This is a genomic window from Demetria terragena DSM 11295 (assembly GCF_000376825.1).
GTDB classification, from domain to species: Bacteria; Actinomycetota; Actinomycetes; order Actinomycetales; family Dermatophilaceae; genus Demetria; species Demetria terragena.
Genome location: NZ_AQXW01000004.1, coordinates 1,363,345 through 1,383,016 on the forward strand (window position 1 = coordinate 1,363,345; position 19,672 = coordinate 1,383,016).

The 19,672-nt window shown below is 65.1% G+C and carries 15 protein-coding genes; 12 read left to right on the top strand and 3 right to left on the bottom strand.

The window, feature by feature from the left end; translation table 11 throughout:
• The 3 genes from F562_RS0110835 to F562_RS0110845 are packed head-to-tail and all read left to right on the top strand — an operon-like array spanning nt 1 to nt 3,198.
• Nucleotides 1–1,350, top strand: coding sequence for an acetyl-CoA carboxylase biotin carboxylase subunit (locus F562_RS0110835; RefSeq protein ID WP_018156980.1), 1,350 nt, complete (start codon nt 1–3; stop codon nt 1,348–1,350).
• Nucleotides 1,350–2,222: a 5-oxoprolinase subunit B family protein gene (locus F562_RS0110840; protein WP_018156981.1), complete on the top strand. Its 873-nt coding sequence runs from the start codon at nt 1,350–1,352 to the stop codon at nt 2,220–2,222. Before F562_RS0110835 ends, F562_RS0110840 begins: the two co-directional genes overlap by 1 nt.
• Nucleotides 2,215–3,198 carry a 5-oxoprolinase subunit C family protein gene (locus F562_RS0110845; RefSeq protein ID WP_018156982.1) on the top strand — a complete coding sequence of 328 codons (984 nt, stop codon included), beginning with the start codon at nt 2,215–2,217 and terminating at the stop codon, nt 3,196–3,198. Before F562_RS0110840 ends, F562_RS0110845 begins: the two co-directional genes overlap by 8 nt.
• A gap of 56 nt (nt 3,199–3,254) precedes the next feature.
• Here F562_RS0110845 and F562_RS0110850 read toward each other — a convergent pair whose 3' ends face one another.
• On the bottom strand, nt 3,255–4,316 hold the full coding sequence (locus tag F562_RS0110850; protein WP_026181199.1) for a glycerophosphodiester phosphodiesterase family protein: 1,062 nt from the start codon (nt 4,314–4,316) through the stop codon (nt 3,255–3,257).
• A gap of 50 nt (nt 4,317–4,366) precedes the next feature.
• Here F562_RS0110850 and galT point away from each other — a divergent pair, with 50 nt between their 5' ends.
• The 5 genes from galT to F562_RS0110875 all read left to right on the top strand — a co-directional run bounded on the left by galT (nt 4,367) and on the right by F562_RS0110875 (nt 10,295).
• The gene (gene galT / locus F562_RS0110855) at nt 4,367–5,440 is read left to right on the top strand and encodes a galactose-1-phosphate uridylyltransferase (RefSeq protein ID WP_018156984.1); all 1,074 of its coding nucleotides are present in this window, start codon (nt 4,367–4,369) and stop codon (nt 5,438–5,440) included.
• Nucleotides 5,437–6,570, top strand: coding sequence for a galactokinase (galK, locus tag F562_RS0110860; protein ID WP_018156985.1), 1,134 nt, complete (start codon nt 5,437–5,439; stop codon nt 6,568–6,570). The genes galT and galK overlap by 4 nt, the downstream gene beginning before the upstream one ends.
• 138 nt (nt 6,571–6,708) lie before the next feature.
• The gene (locus F562_RS18805) at nt 6,709–8,475 is read left to right on the top strand and encodes a CDP-glycerol glycerophosphotransferase family protein (RefSeq protein WP_018156986.1); all 1,767 of its coding nucleotides are present in this window, start codon (nt 6,709–6,711) and stop codon (nt 8,473–8,475) included.
• On the top strand, nt 8,468–9,217 hold the full coding sequence (locus F562_RS0110870) for an IspD/TarI family cytidylyltransferase (protein ID WP_018156987.1): 750 nt from the start codon (nt 8,468–8,470) through the stop codon (nt 9,215–9,217). Before F562_RS18805 ends, F562_RS0110870 begins: the two co-directional genes overlap by 8 nt.
• Nucleotide 9,218: 1 nt before the next feature.
• On the top strand, nt 9,219–10,295 hold the full coding sequence (locus tag F562_RS0110875; RefSeq protein ID WP_018156988.1) for an NAD-dependent epimerase/dehydratase family protein: 1,077 nt from the start codon (nt 9,219–9,221) through the stop codon (nt 10,293–10,295).
• A gap of 13 nt (nt 10,296–10,308) precedes the next feature.
• Here F562_RS0110875 and F562_RS0110880 read toward each other — a convergent pair whose 3' ends face one another.
• On the bottom strand, nt 10,309–12,198 hold the full coding sequence (locus tag F562_RS0110880; RefSeq protein ID WP_169333380.1) for a glycosyltransferase family A protein: 1,890 nt from the start codon (nt 12,196–12,198) through the stop codon (nt 10,309–10,311).
• 372 nt (nt 12,199–12,570) lie between these two features.
• Here F562_RS0110880 and F562_RS0110885 point away from each other — a divergent pair, with 372 nt between their 5' ends.
• The 3 genes from F562_RS0110885 to rarD are packed head-to-tail and all read left to right on the top strand — an operon-like array spanning nt 12,571 to nt 16,671.
• Nucleotides 12,571–14,598: a 2-oxoacid:acceptor oxidoreductase subunit alpha gene (locus F562_RS0110885; RefSeq protein ID WP_018156990.1), complete on the top strand. Its 2,028-nt coding sequence runs from the start codon at nt 12,571–12,573 to the stop codon at nt 14,596–14,598.
• On the top strand, nt 14,595–15,710 hold the full coding sequence (locus tag F562_RS0110890; protein WP_018156991.1) for a 2-oxoacid:ferredoxin oxidoreductase subunit beta: 1,116 nt from the start codon (nt 14,595–14,597) through the stop codon (nt 15,708–15,710). Before F562_RS0110885 ends, F562_RS0110890 begins: the two co-directional genes overlap by 4 nt.
• A gap of 34 nt (nt 15,711–15,744) precedes the next feature.
• Nucleotides 15,745–16,671, top strand: a complete 927-nt coding sequence (gene rarD, locus F562_RS18810) for an EamA family transporter RarD (protein ID WP_018156992.1) — start codon at nt 15,745–15,747, stop codon at nt 16,669–16,671.
• 19 nt (nt 16,672–16,690) lie between these two features.
• On the opposite strand, the gene F562_RS18815 is transcribed toward rarD, so the two are convergent.
• Nucleotides 16,691–18,175: an HNH endonuclease signature motif containing protein gene (locus F562_RS18815; RefSeq protein ID WP_018156993.1), complete on the bottom strand. Its 1,485-nt coding sequence runs from the start codon at nt 18,173–18,175 to the stop codon at nt 16,691–16,693.
• Nucleotides 18,176–18,352: 177 nt separating this feature from the next.
• On the opposite strand from F562_RS18815, the gene fucP reads away from it, so the two are divergent.
• On the top strand, nt 18,353–19,669 hold the full coding sequence (gene fucP, locus F562_RS0110905) for an L-fucose:H+ symporter permease (protein ID WP_018156994.1): 1,317 nt from the start codon (nt 18,353–18,355) through the stop codon (nt 19,667–19,669).
• Nucleotides 19,670–19,672: the final 3 nt, after the last annotated feature.

Here is a 19,672-nt window from a genome sequence, read left to right on the forward strand (position 1 = left end):
GTGGGTTCAGTCACCCGCCTACTCGTCGCTAACCGCGGCGAGATCGCCGTACGGATCATCCGCACAGCCCGCGAAATGGGAATCACAACCATCGCCGCTTATAGCGACGCGGACCGAGATTCCCTCCCGGTCTGGCTCGCCGATGAGTCGGTCCACATTGGCGGCGCACACGCCAAGAAGAGCTATCTGAACGCTGAGGTCCTCCTCGCCGCAGCGACCCAGAGCAACGCCGATGCCATCCATCCCGGCTACGGGTTTTTGTCGGAAAGCCCTGCCTTCGCGCGGGCGGTTGCCGATGCCGGTCTGACGTGGATTGGGCCGGATGCCAACATGATTGAAAAGATGGGCGACAAGGCGCGCGCCATCGAAACGGCTCGCACTGCCGGGGTTCCCGTGGTTCCGGGAAGCGATGGCCCAGTGCGCGATGTCGAGTCCGCGGTGGTGGCCGCCGACTCGATCGGTTACCCCGTGCTGATCAAAGCCTCCGCTGGTGGTGGCGGTCGTGGAATTCGTCCGGCCGCTGATGAGGCCGAGTTGAGGACCGAGATCGTGGCCGCGCAGCAGGAGGCCGAGGCGGCATTCGGCGACGGCACCGTCTACCTCGAAAGGTTCGTTCCCCGCGCACGTCACATCGAGGTGCAGATCCTGGGTGATGGTCACGACGCCGTGCACGTCTTCGAGCGCGACTGCTCACTTCAGCGTCGTCGGCAGAAAATTTGGGAAGAGGCCCCAGCGGCAGCGCTCTCAGACGACGTGCGCGAGCAGATGTGCACCGCGGCGGTCGATCTCGCGCGCTCGGTCGGCTATGTCGGCGCGGGGACAGTGGAGTTCCTCTACGACCCCACCACGACTGAGTTCTTCTTCATCGAGATGAACACCCGCATCCAGGTCGAGCACCCAATCTCTGAAGAAATCTCCGGAATTGACCTGATAGCGGCCATGATTCGAGTGTGCCAGGGTGAGCCGCTCGGCCTGACCCAGGATCAGATTGCCCGGCGGGGGCACGCCATCGAGGTCCGCATCAACGCCGAAGACCCCGCTCGCGGGTTCATGCCCTCCCCCGGGGAGATATCCAGCCTGACATGGCCGCTGGGGCCTGGGGTCCGCGTCGATTCGATGGCATACCCCGGCTATCGCATCCCCCCGTTCTATGACTCGCTCATCGGCAAACTGATCGTGTGGGGCACTGATCGCGAGCACGCACTTGCCCGCCTCGAACGCGCGCTACGTGAGATCGACATCGACGGTCCAGCCACCACCCTGCCGTTCTTCGACACGTTGCTGGCCCACCCCGATGTTCGGGCAAACACCTTTCATACCACCTGGATTGAGAGCGAGGCGATGAGCTGATGGCCAGCCGATACACCGTTGGTGCCGATGAGCACCTCTTTGTCGAAGTGTCAGAGGAGATGTCGCTCGACGCGTACTTCACCAGCTTGCTCGTGACGCAGGAACTTGCCGAGCGCAAGATTCCTGGCATCACCGAGATCTGCCCGGCGAATGCTTCCTTTCAGGTTCGCTTCGACCCCGACATCCTGCCGCTGGAGCAGTTGCGCGGCACCGTTGAAGAGATTGAGGCTGGGGTCGGCCGCCAGGAGGCGACGCTAGACACTCGGATCGTCGAGGTCCCCGTGCTCTACAACGATCCTTGGACCTACGAAACACTCATGCGGTTCCGGGACCGGCACCAGGATCCCAGTGGAACTGACTTGGAGTACGCCGCCCGGATCAATGGGTATGACGACGTGCCCGCTTTCATCGAAGCCCATTCGGGGACACCGTGGTTCGTCTCTATGGTGGGATTCGTCGCGGGGCTGCCTTTCATGTATCAAATGGTCGAGCGAGACCGTCAGATTCAGGTGCCGAAGTATGTGCGACCCCGCACTGATACCCCTAAGCAGACCGTGGGCTACGGCGGCGCGTTCAGTTGCATCTACTCCGTACGCGGCGCCGGCGGGTATCAAATGTTTGGCGTCACTCCGATGCCGATCTATGACCCGGCCGCAGAGACCCCGTACTTGAAGGAGGAGATGATCTTCTTCCGCCCGGGCGACGTGGTGCAATTCCGCCCCATCGACCGACCCGAGTACGACTCCATCTTGGAGTCGGTCGAGCGCCATGAGTTCATTCCACGCACAGCGCCAATCACGTTCGCGCTCAAGGACTTTGAATCAGATCCGGCCGGCTACCCGGCAACCTTGCAGGAGGCACTCCGTGGCTGAGCACAGCGCATCCATCGAGGTCGTCAAGCCCGGCCTGTCGACCACCGTTCAGGACCACGGCCGAAGCGGCCAGTACCACCTCGGCATCCCGCCCTCGGGTGCCATGGACCAGATCTCGTTCCGTGCGGCCAATCTGCTTCTTGGCAACGACGAGACCGCGGCCGTGCTGGAATGCGCGCTGATGGGTCCGGAGTTGAGATTCAACGACTCGCGACAGATTGCCGTGACCGGCGCGGAGATGACGCCGCTCGTGGACGGCACGCCTCATCCCACCAACACGGTGGTCGACGTAGAGGCTGGGCAGACGCTGTCGTTCGGCTTCGCCACGGCGGGAGCCCGCGCCTACCTTGCCGTCAGTGGCGGGTTCGACGTTCCCGTCGCGCTCGGCAGTCGGGCGACCTACGGGCTCGGCTCCTTGGGCGGCCATCACGGGCGGGCCCTGCAACCGGGCGACCCACTCCCCCTGGGCGATCCACGTGCGGCGGTTTCTCACCGTGCACTCCCCGAGGCGCTGCGGATGCCTCTAGCCAAGGAGCGCGAGCTACGTGTCGTACGAGGCCTTTACGACCATCGCGTCCAGCCTGATTCACTCGATGGGTTCTTCCAGGAGCCCTGGAAGGTGGCCTCGGAGGCGGACCGTGTCGGCTATCGCCTCAAAGGCGGGACACCGCTCAGATTTATCGATCGCGAGCCGCCATTCGGTGCGGGCGATGACCCGTCAAACATCACCGACGCGTGCTACCCGATCGGCTCGATCCAGGTCCCCTCGGGCCAGGAGCCGATCATCCTGCACCGGGATGCCGTCTCAGGCGGGGGCTACCTCATGGTTGGCGCCGTGATCAGCGCCGACATGGACGCCATCGGCCAACTGCCGCCCAACGCCACGATCCACTTCCGGGAAGTGACGCTCGAGGAGGCATTGGTCGCCCGACAGGAGCGCTCGGCCTGGCTCGAGCGACTGCGCGCGATCGGCTGACATCAGACTTCCCGTGGGCGTGGTCCAGGGTCCGCGCCCACGGGGACCCAATTCGCTCAGCGAACGGGCTTGGGGAGTTTGTAGCCAGCCGCGCAGAGCAACTCGCGCGCCTGCGTGGGGTCGTTGGTGATGATCCCGTCGACCCCGACCTTCAGCAGGTAACGGAAGGTCGCTGGATCATCCACCGTCCACGGCACGACGGTGAGCCCGCGAACGTGTGCGCGGCGGACCATGGCGCGGGTGACGTACGGCTCGCAGTCGGGGTCGGCCATCGAGCAACCCTGTGGGAACCCGGCCACCGGCGACACCGTGCGCACCCCGGGCAGGGCATCCGCAGCACGTACGAAATCCCCGTCGAAGTCGTCCACATCGAGACCACCAGTCCACGGCGACGCGCCGGGCTTGCCGACCTCGAGAAAGTCGTAGTTCGTGAGCGCTACCAGGGGAATTCGCGGGTTCAACCGGTGCATCTGACGCAACGCGCCCCAGTCGAAACTCTGAACGGTCACCTGACGGTGCAATCCGGAGCGCTTGATTTCCTGATGAACCAGGCGGACAAACTTCTGTCGAGGTGCCGTCTGCTCGGGCGCTCCGGCCTCCACCTTCGTCTCGATGTTGAGGCCGACCTTGTGCGCCTTGCGCTTCTTCACCAGATCAAAGACATCCGATAGTTCCAGCATCCGCGAGCCGGGGGTCGGCACCTGTTGCGGATATCCCGGCCGTTGCTGAAAGCCGCAGTCAAGGGTCTGAAGTTGGGCGAGGGTGAGGTCTTTCACGTACTTCCCGACATACGGAAACTCGGGGTCACCAGGGTTGGCAGGCGCAGTGTCCGTGCAGACCTCCGGGTTGGTCTTGCGGTCATGAGTCACCACCACCTTGTCATCCTGGGTGATCTGCGCATCGAGTTCGAGTGTCGAAACGCCCACGGACAACGCGTGATTAAACGAGCTCCGCGAACTCTCCGTGCGCTCGGCTATTCCGCCGCGATGCGCCTGCAAGTCGAAGGCGCCGCGTGGTTTCGGATGGGGAGGTGCCGCCCCCGCGGGAGGCAGCGCAGTCCCACTGACTATCGCTGCGGTGATCGACACCATCGCGGCAGTACGAAATCGTAGAGTCATACCGACCACAATCCCCTGTCGACGTGGACAGCGGAAGACCCAAGGATGACATGCACCGGACAAACGGACTCCTCGCCGATGGACGCGAGATCGTGTGGTACGACATCGATGGCACCGCCCGCGTTGCGCCGCGGGACGAACGCGACCTGCCGTCCACGTACCCCGACTCGCAGATGCGGTGCGACCCCTTAACCGGCGACTGGATCGCCGTGGCGTCGCACCGGCAGACCCGCACCTTCATGCCGTCCGCCAGTGAGTGCCCGCTGTGCCCAAGCAAGGATGGTTGGCTCTCAGAGGTCCCCTCACGCGATTACGAAGTGGTCGTCTTTGAGAACCGCTTTCCTTCATTCAGCACCCATAGCCAGCCCGCACCTACCGTCGAAACTCCACTGCAGCAGACCAGCGCAGGCCTCGGGCGGTGCGAGGTGGTCTGCTTCGGCAGCGACCACAACGCCTCGTTCGCTGACCTCAGCCCCGAGCGCGCCCGTCTCATCCTGGACGCCTGGGCGGATCGTACGCACGCGCTCAGTCAGATCGACACGATCGAGTATGTCTACCCATTCGAAAACCGCGGCGCCGAGATCGGCGTGACACTGCAGCACCCCCATGGGCAGATCTACGGCTATCCCTATGTGCCCCATGTGGCTTCACGCGAGCTCGCGAGCGCAGAGGCCTACGCGGCCGAACACGGCCGCAACCTGTTCGGCGACATCATCGAGTCCGAACGTCGTGACGGCGCCCGGGTGATCGCGCAAACGGAAGAGTGGATCGCCTTCTTGCCGTTTGCATCTCGGTGGCCGATCGAGATTCACGTCTACCCGCTGAGACGGGTGCGTGACCTGCCCGAACTGGACACCGCGCAGCGGGATGACTTCGCTCATCTCTATCTCGATCTGTTGGGCAGGCTCGACCGGCTCTACTCACAACCGACGCCGTACATCTCGGGTTGGCAACAGGCGCCAGTGCGCCAGCACCGCGAGGAAGCCTGGCTGCACCTAGAACTCTTGTCGGTGCGGCGAGCCGAAGGCAAGGTCAAGTTCCTCGCGGGTTCCGAGTCAGGTCAAGGAGGTTGGGTCAACGATGGCCAGCCCGAACAGTTGGCCGAGAGGTTGCGGTCACTGTGAAGGCGCAGCGCTTCGAAGGCGTCGAAACCCCCGACGGCACGTGGTTCGCTCCGGGGCGCATCAACATCATCGGCGAGCACACCGACTACAACGACGGATTCGTTTTACCGGCGGCGCTCGCCCAGGGCGCAACCGCACAGGTTCGACTCCGGAACGACGACCTCCTGCGCCTGCATGCCGTGGACCTGAACGAGTCGTGTGAGGTGCGTCTGAGCGAGGTGTCCCCCGGGGCTGGGCTCGGATGGGCGGCATACGTCGCGGGCGTCGGCTGGGCCGCCTCCCAGCGCGGACTCCCCGTGCCGGGCATCGACCTGGCAGTCACGTCGAATGTCCCCGTCGGCGCCGGCCTGTCGTCATCGGCCGCGCTCAGCTGTGTGACCGCGCAGGCGTGGAACGATCTCGCCGGGTGGGGCCTGGACGGCCCAGAGATTGCCGCGCTCGGTCGCGACGCAGAAAATCACATCGCTGGGGCCCCGACCGGTCTGATGGATCAGCTCGCTTCGGTGTGCGGTCGGGTCGGCCACGTCCTGCAGATCGACACCCGGACCGGCGAGATTCGTCCGGTGCCACTCGACCTCGACCGCGCGGGCCTGGCGATACTCGTGATCGACAGCAACACCCCGCATACCCACGCCGATGGCGAATACGCCGAGCGCCGAGCCTCCTGCCAAGCGGCCGCCGAGGCACTCGGCGTGCCTGCTTTGCGCGACGTGCCGATCGATGACGTGGCGTCGAGCCTTGCCGATCTGCCTGATGTGCTGCGCCGACGTGCACGCCATGTCATCACCGACAGCGCACGAGTCAAGCAGGTATCCCAACTCTTGGCCGGTGGCGCAGACCCACGACGAATCGGCCCGCTCCTCAACGCCTCTCACGAGTCGATGCGGCATGACTTCGAGATCACGGCGCCCACCGTCGACCTGCTGCAGGAGACTGCCGTCTCGGCTGGGGCGTACGGCGCCCGCATGACCGGCGGCGGATTTGGTGGGTGCGTCATTGCGTTGGTGGACGCCGGCGACGTCGATGCGATCGTGAACGCATGCGCCGCCGCCGCGGCCGCTGCTCACCACCCGAAGCCAGCCTCGTTCATCGCGCAGATCGGGGACGGCGCGCATCGCATAGACCGATGAAACACATCGTCAGACATACTCAGTTTCTCGAATCCCCCGCCGCGCATGGCTCGCGGGTTAACCTTCCACGTACCCGGGGCAACGCATAGGTGACCGCGGGCCCGGTCCTGTGTGCCGGTGAAATATCGAGGAGGGGATATGCCGACCCACATGTGGAATCGGCGTCGAGACGGGGTCGCTGGCCCGGTTGCGGACGAGCAAGTTGCGGACGAGCAAGTTGCGGACGAGCAAGAGCAAGGCGTTGCGGTTCTGCCCGAGCTTGCATACGTCGTTGATGCGTTGTCATGGGAGCGCGTCCACCTGCGACTTACGCTCGCCCCCGACGCCTCAGCGGGCGGGACTGAGACCTCCGGCCTGGAGTTCGTCCTGCGGGCGGGGCGCCGCGACCTGCCGATCCCGGCGACGCCGCTGCCCGCTGGCGGCTATGAGCTCCACGCCAACGTCACGACGTTCGCCGGTCGCCGGCAGATCCCCGACGGCACTTGGCAGATCGTCCCCCGGACTGCGGACGGCGAGGGTCCCCCGGCTCGACTTCGGTTGGATCGCGTCGAAACTCTCGAGCAGGACTCCCGTACGTTCCTTTACGACGGAAACCGGACCGCGTACGTCGTCGAGATCGCCATCACCGAGGACGACTACGACCCAAGGTTCTTGCTGCGCACGTACCAGTTGTTCCGCCGGACTAAGCGTCCGGCGAAGTCACGTAACCCGCTGATACGGGTTGAGAAGCGGGTCGCGAGCCGCAAGAACAAGGTGCGGGCGGCCCAGGGGCTGCTGCGCGCGACCGAGCTCAGTCCGATCCCCGACCGGCCGCGAATCCTGTTCGCCTCTGAGATGCGTCCGGCACTGGAAGGCAACCTTCTCGCTGTGCGTGATCGGATGGTCGCGCGTGGCCTCGACAAGCACGTCGAGCTCGACTACTCCTTCCGCATGCCGGGCAGCACTGACAAGGCCCGCACCGCCCAGTTGCTCTGGCAGCTCGGCCAAGCCGACGTCGTTCTCATCGACGACTACTTCCCGATGCTGGAGAGCATCAAACTGAAGCCGACCACGAGGGTTATCCAGTTGTGGCACGCAGGCAGCGGCTTCAAGTCGATCGGGTTCAGCCGCTTCGGCAAGTACGGCTCGCCCAAGCTGCAGAACGCGCACCGGCATTACACGTACGCCATCGCTGGCTCGACCCACCTGGTCGGTGTGTACGCCGAGGCGTTCGGCATCGAGGAGTCCGCGGTGATCCCCACCGGGCTACCGCGCATCGATACGTTCCTCGACCCCGGCACCATCGCTACGACACGCACACAGTTCTCTGCCGCGCACCCCGAGTTAGTTGGCAAAAAACTCATCCTCTTCGCCCCCACCTTCCGCGGACGAGGTTTCCGCGACGCTCACTATCCGTTCGAGCAGCTGGACTTCGCCCGGCTATACGACGTCCTTGGCGAAGACACGGTGTTCGCTGTTCGCATGCACCACTTCGTCAACGAGCGGGCGCCGATCCCCCCGCAATTTGCCGACCGGATCATCGATCTGACCGGTGTTGGCATCACGAACGATCTACTACACGTGACCGACCTGCTGATCACCGACTACTCCTCAATCATCTACGAGTACTCGCTACTGCGGCGGCCGATGCTGTTCTACGCCTACGACAAGGACAACTATGCAGCGACCCGCGGTTTCCACCGCAGCTTCGATGAAGTTGCGCCCGGCCGAGTCGTCACCACGTTCAACGACCTGCTTGAGGCGCTGCACAGCACCGACTTCGAGGAGTGGAAGGTCGAAGCGTTCCTCAAGGAGAATTTCGACCACACCGACTGTGGCTCCTCCGACCGAGTGATCGACCAACTAGTTCTCAGCCACCCTCGCATCTCCGCCCACCTGCGATCAGGCGAGCAGACCGATGATTGAAGAGGAGAGCGGGGCAGACCGGTCTCCCATCGTCGCGGTCATCTTCGCGGGCGGCATCGGCAGCCGGATGAACTCGCAGGCCCAGCCCAAGCAATTCCTGGAGATCCACGGCAAGCCGATCATCGTGCACACACTTGAGCACTTCGAGGAGCACCCGGAGGTCGATGCGATCGCGATCGCGATCCTGCCCGAGGGACGCGATCACCTGGAGCGGCTTGTCCGGCGGCACGAGCTCAGCAAGGTGCGCTGGATAGTTGATGGCGGGGCGACCGGCCAGCAATCCCGCCACGCCGCGCTCGTGGCAGTAGCCAACGACCAGCCGCCGGAGACAATCGTGCTCATCCACGATGGGGTTCGGCCAGTGATCAACCGAGCCCTCATCGACGCCAACCTGGAGTCGGTGCGCCGTCACGGGTCGGCGATCACCTGCACGAAGTTCAACGAGACGGTGATCTCGACACCGACCGACCGGGTCGAAGACGTCATCCCGCGCGACCACATCTACGCCGCCCAGGCGCCGCAGTCTTTCCGGCTACAGGACATCCTGTCGGTCTACGAGCGCGCCGTCGCCGACGGTGAGCTGGATTCGATCGACTCCTGCACACTGATGCACTCCTACGGCTACCCGCTGCACAGGGTCGTCGGGCCTCGCTCGAACCTCAAGATCACTACCGCGGAGGACTACTACGTGTGTCGCACTTTCTTCGACCTTGTCGAAGGTCAACAGATTTCGGGGTTCTGAAATGGTGACAAGCGCTGATCCCGTCGTCGATGCCGACACGACCGCAATCGCCGAAGCCGACCTGCCCTGGAGTGAACTGGCGGGCGCCAGGGTGCTGGTCACCGGCGCCAGCGGCATGATCGGCAGTTACGCCTGCCTTGCCTTGCTCGCCGCCTCAGAGCGGCATGGCCTGGGCCTACACGTCGACGCGCTGGCGCGCAGCGCCGATCGGGCGCAGGCCGCTCTCGGACCCGCCGTCGACCGGGCCGACATGGACGTCGTGATCGGCGACGTGACGGCCCTGCCCGACCTGGAGGCCGACGTCATCGTGCACGCCGCCAGCGCAGCCCAGCCCGGGAGCCACGTCGCCGACCCGGTAGGCACGTTCCGTGCCAACGTCACTGGCACGCTAGACCTTCTCGAGTTGGCCCGGAAGCACCCCGCACAGTTTCGCGGCATGGTGTTCACCTCGTCCGCCGAGGTCTATGGCGCCCAGCCCGAGACCACCGACCTGATCGGCGAGTCCTCGTATGGCGGCTTCGACCACCTCGCGCCGCGGGCTTCGTACGCGGAGGGCAAGCGTGCCGGCGAGACCGCCTGTGCGGCCTACGCCCAACAGCACGACCTACCGATCCGCATCGCCCGGCTCGGGCACATCTACGGACCAGGGATGTCCCTCGCCGACACGCGGGTGCAGGCGGAGTTCGCCCGTCAAATTGCCCGCGGCGAGGACATCGTGCTCAACAGCGACGGCTCGGCGGTGCGCACCTATACCTATGTCGCCGACGCGATCACCGGCATGCTCACGATCCTGCTTCGTGGCGACGAGCTCGCCTACAACGTGGCTGATCCCGCTGGCCTGATCTCGATCCGCGAACTCGCCGAGACGTTCACACAGGTGCGTCCCGAGCGGGGCTCGGCGCTGCGTTTCGGCCCGGCTGTCGACCCGTCGATCTATCAGCGCGCCAAAATGCAGGGATTGGACAGCAGCCGACTAGCGGCGCTGGGCTGGAACCCGCAGGTTGCCTTGACCGACGGCGTCGCCCGGATGATCGACAGCGTCTCCAGCCGGTTGGCAACAGTCGGGACCGACGACTAGGGGTAAGCGCCTCCTACGGCGTACGCCAGGTCACGGCTCCGTCTGAGGCGATGTCAAGAGCATGCTTAGTCAGGTGCAGCCTTCCCTCGCGGTGGGCTGCGATCCTGTATCTACCCGGCGCCGCGGATGTCGAGGCAATAAACACGCCTACACCGCCACGTTGCTCCACCTTCCCGGGTAGCGGGACGGCCGCTGCCTGGAGCGCCTCCGGCGGTGTGTCCTTGGTCGAGTCACCGGGCACCAGGGACAGCTCCTCGACCTGGAGCGCACCGGACGGCTCGGGAAGCCGGGTCAACTCGACCGCCAGGTCGCGAGCGGTTCCTGCGGGGCCAGGCCGCGGGCCGGCGTCGCTGACGAGCGTCCGCAGTCGCTGCTCCAGGTCGATCGATAGTGCCTGCGACGCGCTCGAGTAGGTGACCGCTGGCTGTCCGTCAATGACCCTCGGCATCGGTGGGCCGGTAAACCGCACCGACTTCAATGCGCGGTAGCCGACCCAGTTGAACTCCATGCGCAGGTCCCACACGTTGTCGCGCAGCGGGTTGCCCTCGGCGGCGGTGCGCAGGTCAATCGTCGCGGTCCCGGTCACGCGCACGCCCAGTCCGGTTGATGTCTCCACCAAGCCAACCGGCGTGGCGTCGAAGGCGACCGGCCAGGTGAGGTAGTCGCTGCGACTTCGCAGAACCGGCTCGGCGCGCAGTCCGGTGAGCTCGGCATCGGTGAGGTGCGCCGCCGAGGCTGCGACCTTCTCGCGGACCACTTCGGGGAGCGCGAGCATCACGCCAGCACGGTCATACACCATTAGCGGACGGGCTGGATTCTCCGGAGCAATAGTGGCCTCGATCTGCACCGTGAGGGTGTGCCCCGACCAAGTGACATCCTTGGCGACCGCTTCGCCGGTGACGTTCTTCTCCAGAGTGTGCATCGCGACCAGCTGCTCTCGGTCGCGGCGACGCACTAGTCCGGCGAGGATCTGGTATTTGCGCGGCAGCGCTCGTTCAACGTCTCCGCGGCAGTAGCGCTGGACGAGCTTGCTCGCGTGCCGCAGCGCCTGTTCGCTGCCTGCGTCGTCACGCCGGGCGAGCAAGCGGATCATCCGATCCATCACACGCACCCGCAGGTGCAGGTCGAGCATGATCCGCCGGGAGTCGGCGTTATCACGGCCGGAGAGCGCCCGGTCGGCGTGTTGCATCAACTCAGCGAGCCACTCCCAGTAGTCGGGCCGCGACAAGTCAAAGCTGTGCGAGGTGTTGGTGTCGCTCGCGTGCCAGAGATAGACCGGGGTATCGGTAAGAACCGAGACGACCTTGGCGTGGCGATAGGCATCGATGTTGAAGAACTGGTCCTCCCACAGCACTCTTGCGCCGTCGCGAAAGCGAATCCCGTGCTGTTCCACTAGAGCTCGTCGGTAGAACTTGTGTGGCACCAGCGGCAACAGATAGTCGATGGCGTCGCGCGCGCGGACGTCGGGCAGATTTCCCGCACGCATGCTGGAGATCCCCCACCAGCCGTCGTTGGTCTTGGACTCCTTGGGACTGAGTACGTCGGCGCTGGTCTGAAGCGCGTACTCGTAAGAGCGCCGCAGCCCGTCTGGATAGAGCGAGTCGTCGTGGTCCATGAAGAGCAGGTACTCGCCGCGCGCGTGGTCGATTCCGACGTTGCGCGGTCGGCTCGCCCACCCGCTGTTGGGTATTTCGAGCACCCGCCAGGTCGGCCGCGTCGCGACGATTTCGCGCAACCGGTCGGCCGTACCGTCGCCGGACCCGTCGTCCACGAAGATCACCTCGAAGCTCGAGGCCGGCATCGTCTGCGCATCGAGCGACTCGACCACCCGCCATATGCCATCCCCCGAGCGGTATGTCGCGATGATGATGCTGACCGTAAACCCCGCAGTTTCCCCTGTCACCTGACCCAGGCTAGCCGCAGCAAGGCGGCGCCGAGTGCGAACCCGCGCAGGCAGTCAGGCAATCGGCCCGCCACCGCTACCCGTAGGCCTCACTTGGCGTCGGAGGCGGAAAGGTCGGCGCACGACCTCTGCCCGGTGCCGATCGCGCCGCGTCAGACAGCGATGCCCTATCGAAAGGTGCCCGATGGGGCAATCTGTCGCGACCCGGGTCCCGAAACCGACCAGCAGTGACCGATGTGGGCACCCCATCGAGGACGTCAGGCCCGCGATTCCGGGCGAGAGTACGCTGGACGGACACTGGTCTGGGGAGCCCTACCGAAGGCGTACCCTACGGAGTGTTTGATTACCTATAACCAACTGTAGGGATAGCGCGTGAGCACCTCGCACGTCCAACAAGTCGACCGAGTCGTGATCCGATTCGCCGGCGACTCCGGCGACGGCATGCAGTTGACCGGTGACCGGTTCACTGCTGAGACCGCGGTGCTGGGCAATGACCTGTCGACCCTGCCTAACTTCCCGGCCGAGATTCGAGCCCCGCAGGGCACGCTGCCGGGCGTGAGTTCCTTCCAGGTGCAGTTCGCTGACCACGACGTGCTCACTCCGGGCGATGCGCCCGACGTGCTGGTTGCGATGAATCCCGCTGCGCTCAAAGCGAATCTCGGCGACCTGCCGCGCGGCGCGACGATCATTGCCGATAGCGATGAGTTCGCCAAGCGCAACCTCGCCAAGGTGGGATATGAGTCCAACCCGTTGGACGACGACACCCTGGAGTCCTGGCAGGTGCAGTCGGTCCCGCTGACCTCGATCACGGTCGAGGCGCTGGCCGATTTCGACCTGACCCGCAAGGACAAGCAGCGGGCCAAGAACATGTTTGCGCTCGGCTTGCTGTCCTGGATGTACAACCGCCCGACCGATGGCACCGAGGCGTTCCTCAAGGCCAAGTTCGGCGGCAAGCCAGAAATCCTCGAAGCCAACCTGGCCGCACTGCACGCCGGTCACGCATACGGCGAGACCACCGAGGCTTTTGCCGTCACCTACGAGGTGCGGCCGGCCCCGATGAAGACCGGCACCTACCGCAACATCACGGGCAACTCGGCGATGGCGTACGGCTTTGTCGCCGCGGCGCATCGCGCACAGATTCCGCTCGTGCTCGGTTCCTACCCGATCACCCCGGCTTCGGACCTGCTCCACGCGTTGTCCGGGCTCAAGCGCTTCGGCGTGACGACCATGCAGCTAGAGGATGAGATCGCCGGCGTCGGCGCGGCACTCGGCGCGGCGTTCGGCGGGTCAATCGGCCTGACGACCACGTCGGGTCCGGGCTTGGCGCTCAAGGCAGAGACCATCGGACTCGGGGTCTCCCTCGAACTGCCCTTGGTCATCGTCGACGTTCAGCGCGGTGGACCATCCACTGGCCTGCCGACCAAGACTGAGCAGGCCGATCTGCTGCAGGCGATGTACGGCCGCAACGGCGAGTCTCCGGTCGCGGTCATCGCGCCGAGCAGTCCCACGGATTGTTTCGATGCCGCGTTGGAGGCCGTACGCATCGCCACGACCTATCGCACCCCGGTCATCGTGCTCTCTGACGGCTACCTCGCCAACGGATCGGAGCCGTGGCAGGTCCCAGCGGTCGACGCTCTCCCCGACCTTCGCGTCGAGCAGACAACCGAGAAGAACGGCACTGACGACGACGGGAACCCGGTCTTCCATCCCTATGCCCGGGACACCGAGACCCTCGCCCGCCCGTGGGCGGTGCCTGGCACACCCGGTCTGGAGCACCGCATCGGCGGCATTGAGAAGGCCGACGTCACCGGCAACATCTCCTATGACCCGGGCAACCACGACCACATGGTGCGGTTGCGCCAACGCAAGATCGACGGCATCGCCGACTCGGTCCCGCACCTGGAGGTGGACGACCCGACCGGCGACGCCAGGATTCTGATGCTCGGCTGGGGGTCGACGTACGGCCCCATCACCGCAGCGGTCCGCAAGGTCCGGGCGACCGGCGCGCCCATCGCCCAGGCACATCTGCGTCACCTCAACCCCTTCCCGCACGGGCTAGAGGAAACACTCAAGTCCTATGACAAGGTCATCGTCCCGGAGATGAACCTCGGGCAGCTCGCCCTGTTGCTTCGCGGGAAGTTCCTGGTTGATGTCCAGAGCCACACAGCAGTGCGCGGACTGCCTTTCACCACAACCGAACTCGCGAGCGTCATCACCGAAGCACTCGACGAACTGACCCACGCTGGTCTCGATACGGCCTCCGCTAGCGCTCCGGCCTACTCGACCGGCGCTAGCGCTGGTCTCGACAAGCTCGACCGGCGGGATGTGCTCGACAGCGCTGGTCGAGTAGGCGAGCGGCCTGCCGCGAGCCGTATCGAGACCACGGAGGAAACACGATGAGCATCGACCTGGGCATTCCGACGCTGGGCACCGCCGACGTCCCGCAACGGGGCGAGGACGAGAAGCTGACCGGGAAGGACTTCACCTCCGACCAAGAAGTGCGCTGGTGCCCCGGATGCGGTGATTACATCGTGTTGAAGGCGGTCCAAGGATTCCTTCCCGAGCTCGGCCTGCGGCGGGAGAACATCACGTTCGTCTCTGGCATTGGCTGCTCCTCGCGCTTCCCGTACTACCTCGACACCTACGGCATGCACTCGATTCATGGACGCGCGCCAGCCATCGCGACCGGGCTCGCGACCTCCCGCAAGGACCTTTCGGTGTGGGTGGTGACAGGCGACGGCGATGCGCTGTCGATCGGCGGCAACCATCTGATCCACGCCATGCGCCGCAACGTCAACATGACGATTCTGTTGTTCAACAACAAGATCTATGGCCTCACCAAGGGGCAGTACTCCCCCACCTCGGACGTCGGCTCGGTCACCAAGTCCACGCCTGCCGGGTCGGTGGACCGCCCGTTCAATCCGGTGTCTCTCGCGCTCGGCGCTGAGGCGACCTTCGTGGCCCGCACGATGGACTCCGATCGCAAACACCTCACCGGCGTCCTCAAAGCGGCAGCGGAGCACCGCGGCACGTCACTCGTCGAGATTTACCAGAACTGCCCGATCTTCAATGATGGCGCCTTCCAGATCCTCAAGGACAGGGACGAGGCCAGCGCGCGGATCATGCACCTGACCGATGGCGAGCCCGTGAGAGCCGGTGAAGGCGAGCAGGCCCGGGTGGTCGTACGCGACGAATCTGGTTCTCTTGCAGTCGTTCCCGAAGCCGACGCTGATCCAGCACGGGTGGTCCGCCACGACCCAACGGCCGACGACCCGAGTCAGGCCTTCGCGCTGAGCCGCCTCGATGACCCGACGTTCGCGCAGGTACCCATGGGCGTCTTCCGCTCCGTCTCGCGGCCGACTTATGACGACGCCGTACGCACCCAGGTCGACGGTGCGGTGGAGTCGGCCGGCGGCCCGGCAGCCGACCGCGACCTGGCCGCGCTGCTGACCGGAAATGACACCTGGACCGTTGCCGAGAATGCTGCGGGGTTCGAGGCGCAGACACGCTGAGCAAAGTCGGCCTGCGCGGTCGTAACCTGACCCGGTGAGCGAGCAGGAGACCGAGACCCGCAAGGGCACGATCTACGGCGCGCTGGCGTACTCCCTCTGGGGTGCCTTTCCGCTCTACTTCCATGCGCTCATCCCGGCCGGGGCCTGGGAGGTCCTCACCCACCGGATCCTGTGGACGATGCTGTTGTGCGTCGTCATCCTGGTCGCCACCCGTCAGATCCCGGCGCTCTGGCGCCTGCTGAAAGACCGGCAGCGGTTGGCGTATCTCTCGGCGGCGAGCTTCTTCATCGCGGCCAACTGGGTCATCTATGTGGTCGCGGTCATGGCCAATCGCACCAGCGAGGCAGCCCTGGGTTACTTCCTCAACCCGCTGGTGACCGTCGCCCTCGGCGTCATCGTGCTGCATGAGCGGCTCCGTCGTCTGCAATGGGCCGCCGTCGCCGTGGGTGGAGTGGCCTGCGTCTATCTCGCCGTCACCTTTGGCAAGCCACCGTGGATCTCCCTGGCCTTGGCTGGATCGTTCGCGACATACGGCCTGATCAAGAACCGTGTCGGCGGCGCCATGACACCGCTGCAGAGCCTGTCCGCCGAAACCGTGATCCTCAGCGTGCCCGCCGTGCCACTGCTGATCTGGATCACCGCGCAGAACGAGGGAACCTTCACCGGCTATGGCGCTGGCCATACCGCGCTCTTGGTCTTCTCCGGCGCCGCGACCGCCGTACCGCTCTTGCTCTTCGCCGCGGCCGCCCGCCGCATCCCGCTCAGCCTGGTTGGGCTCCTGCAGTTCGCTACGCCGATCCTCCAACTGCTCTGCGGCGTCCTCCTCCTGCACGAGGTGGTGCCGACCAGCCGCTGGGTCGGCTTCGGCATCGTCTGGGTCGCGCTGGTGCTGTTGACGATCGACTCTTTGCGGTCAGCGGCGAACACTCGCCGCCGACGGCGAATTCCGCCCGCCGGTTGAGATACCGCAGCACCAACACTCAACCCGCAAGAGCGAAAAGGTCGGCGAACTTCACTCGAATGACCTCGGCCGGAGTGTCGGGTTCAGGCGTCGATGCCCGAGTGCCCTGAACCGGCGGTGAGGTGGACACGTAGGTCTTGCCCGTCGGCGTGGTGATCCGAATGGTGTGCGGGTGCGCCCCTGACGCTGGGCCTGCTCGTTGGTCATGATCGCCGTCGTCATCGTGGATGACCTCGGTGACCCATCCGGGAATCTCCTTGACGTGATTAAACCGTTGGCACACGCCAGCGCCGTTGTCGATCGACGTCGGCCCACCGTCTGTGTGCCGGCGTAGGTGGTCCATGTCCCGGATCGGAGCGTCACAAAACGGGATCCGGCAGACCTGGTCGCGGATTCGGATAAACCGGCGCAGGGTGCCATCGAACTTGCGGCGCCTGCCGTCAAGGTCGGTTAACTGGCCGGTGGCGGGATCGGTGAACAACCGGCGCACCCAGGCCTGGGCCACGTCGACGTCGACCGGCGTAACTCCCAGTAGATCCGGCACTCCAGCAATGACGGCACGGGCCAACGCGGCTGGCACCGGCCCGTACCCGTTCAGCCAGGATGGTCCGTCCGGGTCCGAGTTGTCGGTGGGCGTCGCATTCATGGCACCACTGGCCTTGCTCTCGAATGGCGCTCCGCTTGGTGGCGCGTCGCCAAAAAGCTGTTCTGTCGTCATCACCAGCTGCACCTCAACTGGCGTACCCGCCGCCGTTGCCTGGCCCGTGGCGCGCTCAACGAACAGGTCTGCCATGACCTGGCTCATGCTCCGCTCGGCTGGGTCCCCCGCCGCGATGATCGCTATCGCATCTCGTCGCAGCGCCGCATATGCGGCGACACCTCGTGCCGCGGGCACCAACGCGGTGACCATGCACATCGTGTCGGGTGCCGGACGGGACCACACGCACCGGTCCGCCGCAGCCTTCGCAGCGCGCTCAACCGCCCCCGCCGGGTCAATCGCGTATGCCACTTTGCGCGCCGCGGCGGCCGCCGTTCGGCGCGTGGCAGTCGGCAGCATCGTGACGAGTCGCGCATCGGCTTCGTGTCGTTCGGAGTGCCCAAGGTGCGCGGTTTCGCGGTGCACCGCGTGAGAGACCTCAGCGCTGATCACGCCGCGGGTGAAGAGATCGGCGGTGCGCGGCAGGTCGTCATGCAACGCCTTCGCCAGGCCAAGGTCGCGCGACGCCTGAGATGGCGACAGCTTTCGAGCCAGCGCGACCTGGTCAGCGACGCCCTGCCCCACTCGGCTGCCTCGCACCCCCAGCTGTCGCTGACTCACTCGCTGCGATGCGTCGAAATCGACCGACAATCGGGCGATCGCGCCCTGCGCTGCGTTTGCCAGCACTTGCAACTGTTCGATCTGAGTGATCAGGTCGAAATCCTGTGGTGCGCAACCCATCCCGATGACCTTCTCGATCATGTCTCGCAGGCCGATGGCCTCGCGGTCGGGATGGACTTTTTCCATGACCACAGTCAAGCACCGACCACTGACACACCACGGCCGCGTGGGCTAGCGCCACTCGTGCCATTTCCCACCGCGACAGCAGGTGAGACGCGGGCGCATTCTGCCCCGTACAGAGGGTTGCCGGGTTAGCGTGCTCTGAACGGCCGCGGGGTGGCCCAGAGCGTAGGGAGTGCGCCCATGTCCAGCGTGACCTCAGAAAAGCCTGTCGAGCAGGAACGGTCGTCGTTCCTCTATCCAGGCATGCTGCTGCCCTTTGTCCTGATGGTCACCTGCTTCGCCGCGTGGGGCATCGCGGCGAACATGACCGACACCCTCGTGGCGACGTTCCGCGGCGTGTTCTCGATGAGCACCACCCAGGCGACACTCGTTCAGTCGTCCTACTACGGCGCCTATTTCCTGCTTGCTCTGCCGGCCGCCTTCGTCAATCAACGCTTCAACTACAAGGTCGGCGTGCTACTGGGCCTCGGCCTCGCCGCTGGCGGTGGGCTGCTGTTCCTGCCCGCGGCGGCCTCCAAGGAGTACGCGTTCTTCCTGATCGCGATCTTTGCGCTCGCTGCGGGCCTGTCCGTCCTGGAGACGTCGGCAAATCCGTACGTGATGTCGATGGGGCCAGAGGCAAATGCCACCCGCAGACTCAACTTCGCGCAGTCGTTTAATCCGCCGGGCACGATCACCGGCGTGCTGTTGGCAACTTTCGTCATCCTGCCGCAGCAGAGCGACGCCACTGAGTCCGAACGAGACGCCATGCCGGCCAGTGAACTGTCGGCGCTTCAAGACCAAGAACTCGGCGCAGTGATGACGCCGTACGTCGGGCTCGCCGTCCTGCTGGTGATCATCTGGCTCGGCATCGCGTTCGTTAAAGTCCCCGGGATCACGAGTGGTGGGCGCGAGGTGTCCGCCCAAGGCAGCGGTGGTCTGGTTAGACGACTCGTGGCAAATCGCCACTACTCCTTCGGGGTGGTTGCGCAGTACTTCAACGTCGCCGCGCAGACCTGCATCTGGACGTTCACCATCATCTACGTGCAGGACTTCGTCGACGCGAGCAAGAAGGAGGCCGGGTTCTGGTTGCTCGGAAGCCTCATCATCTTCTCCATCACCCGTTTTGCGATGGTGGCCCTGATGGGCAAGTTCGACAGCCGCTACCTGATGTTGGCGATGACATCCCTTGGTGTCGTGTTGTGCACCGTCGTCATGGTGTCGCCCAACATTGTCGGGGCCATCGCGGTAATTTCGCTGTCGATGTCGTTGTCCCTGCTGTTCCCCACCATCTACGGCATCGCGCTGGAAGGTCTTGGGCCCGACACGAAGTTCGGTGCGGCCGGGTTAGTCATGGCGATCGTCGGCGGCGCCACCGTCCCACTCATCCAGGGCGCGCTCGTGGATTCGATCGGCTCGAACTGGTCCTACATCGTCCCGGCGTTGTGCTTCTGCGTGATCATCGCTTACTGCCTATACACGATTCGCACGCCGCGGCCGGTCGCCGAGTCCGCGTAGGCA

Coding starts and splice junctions, on each gene's coding strand:
- F562_RS0110840 (WP_018156981.1), top strand. CDS start 1,350: ATGGCCAGCCGATACACCGTTGGTGCCGATGAGCACCTCTTTGTCGAA.
- F562_RS0110850 (WP_026181199.1), bottom strand. CDS start 4,316: ATGACTCTACGATTTCGTACTGCCGCGATGGTGTCGATCACCGCAGCG.
- galT (WP_018156984.1), top strand. CDS start 4,367: ATGCACCGGACAAACGGACTCCTCGCCGATGGACGCGAGATCGTGTGG.
- F562_RS18805 (WP_018156986.1), top strand. CDS start 6,709: ATGCCGACCCACATGTGGAATCGGCGTCGAGACGGGGTCGCTGGCCCG.
- F562_RS0110870 (WP_018156987.1), top strand. CDS start 8,468: ATGATTGAAGAGGAGAGCGGGGCAGACCGGTCTCCCATCGTCGCGGTC.
- F562_RS0110875 (WP_018156988.1), top strand. CDS start 9,219: ATGGTGACAAGCGCTGATCCCGTCGTCGATGCCGACACGACCGCAATC.
- F562_RS0110890 (WP_018156991.1), top strand. CDS start 14,595: ATGAGCATCGACCTGGGCATTCCGACGCTGGGCACCGCCGACGTCCCG.
- F562_RS18815 (WP_018156993.1), bottom strand. CDS start 18,175: ATGGAAAAAGTCCATCCCGACCGCGAGGCCATCGGCCTGCGAGACATG.
- fucP (WP_018156994.1), top strand. CDS start 18,353: ATGTCCAGCGTGACCTCAGAAAAGCCTGTCGAGCAGGAACGGTCGTCG.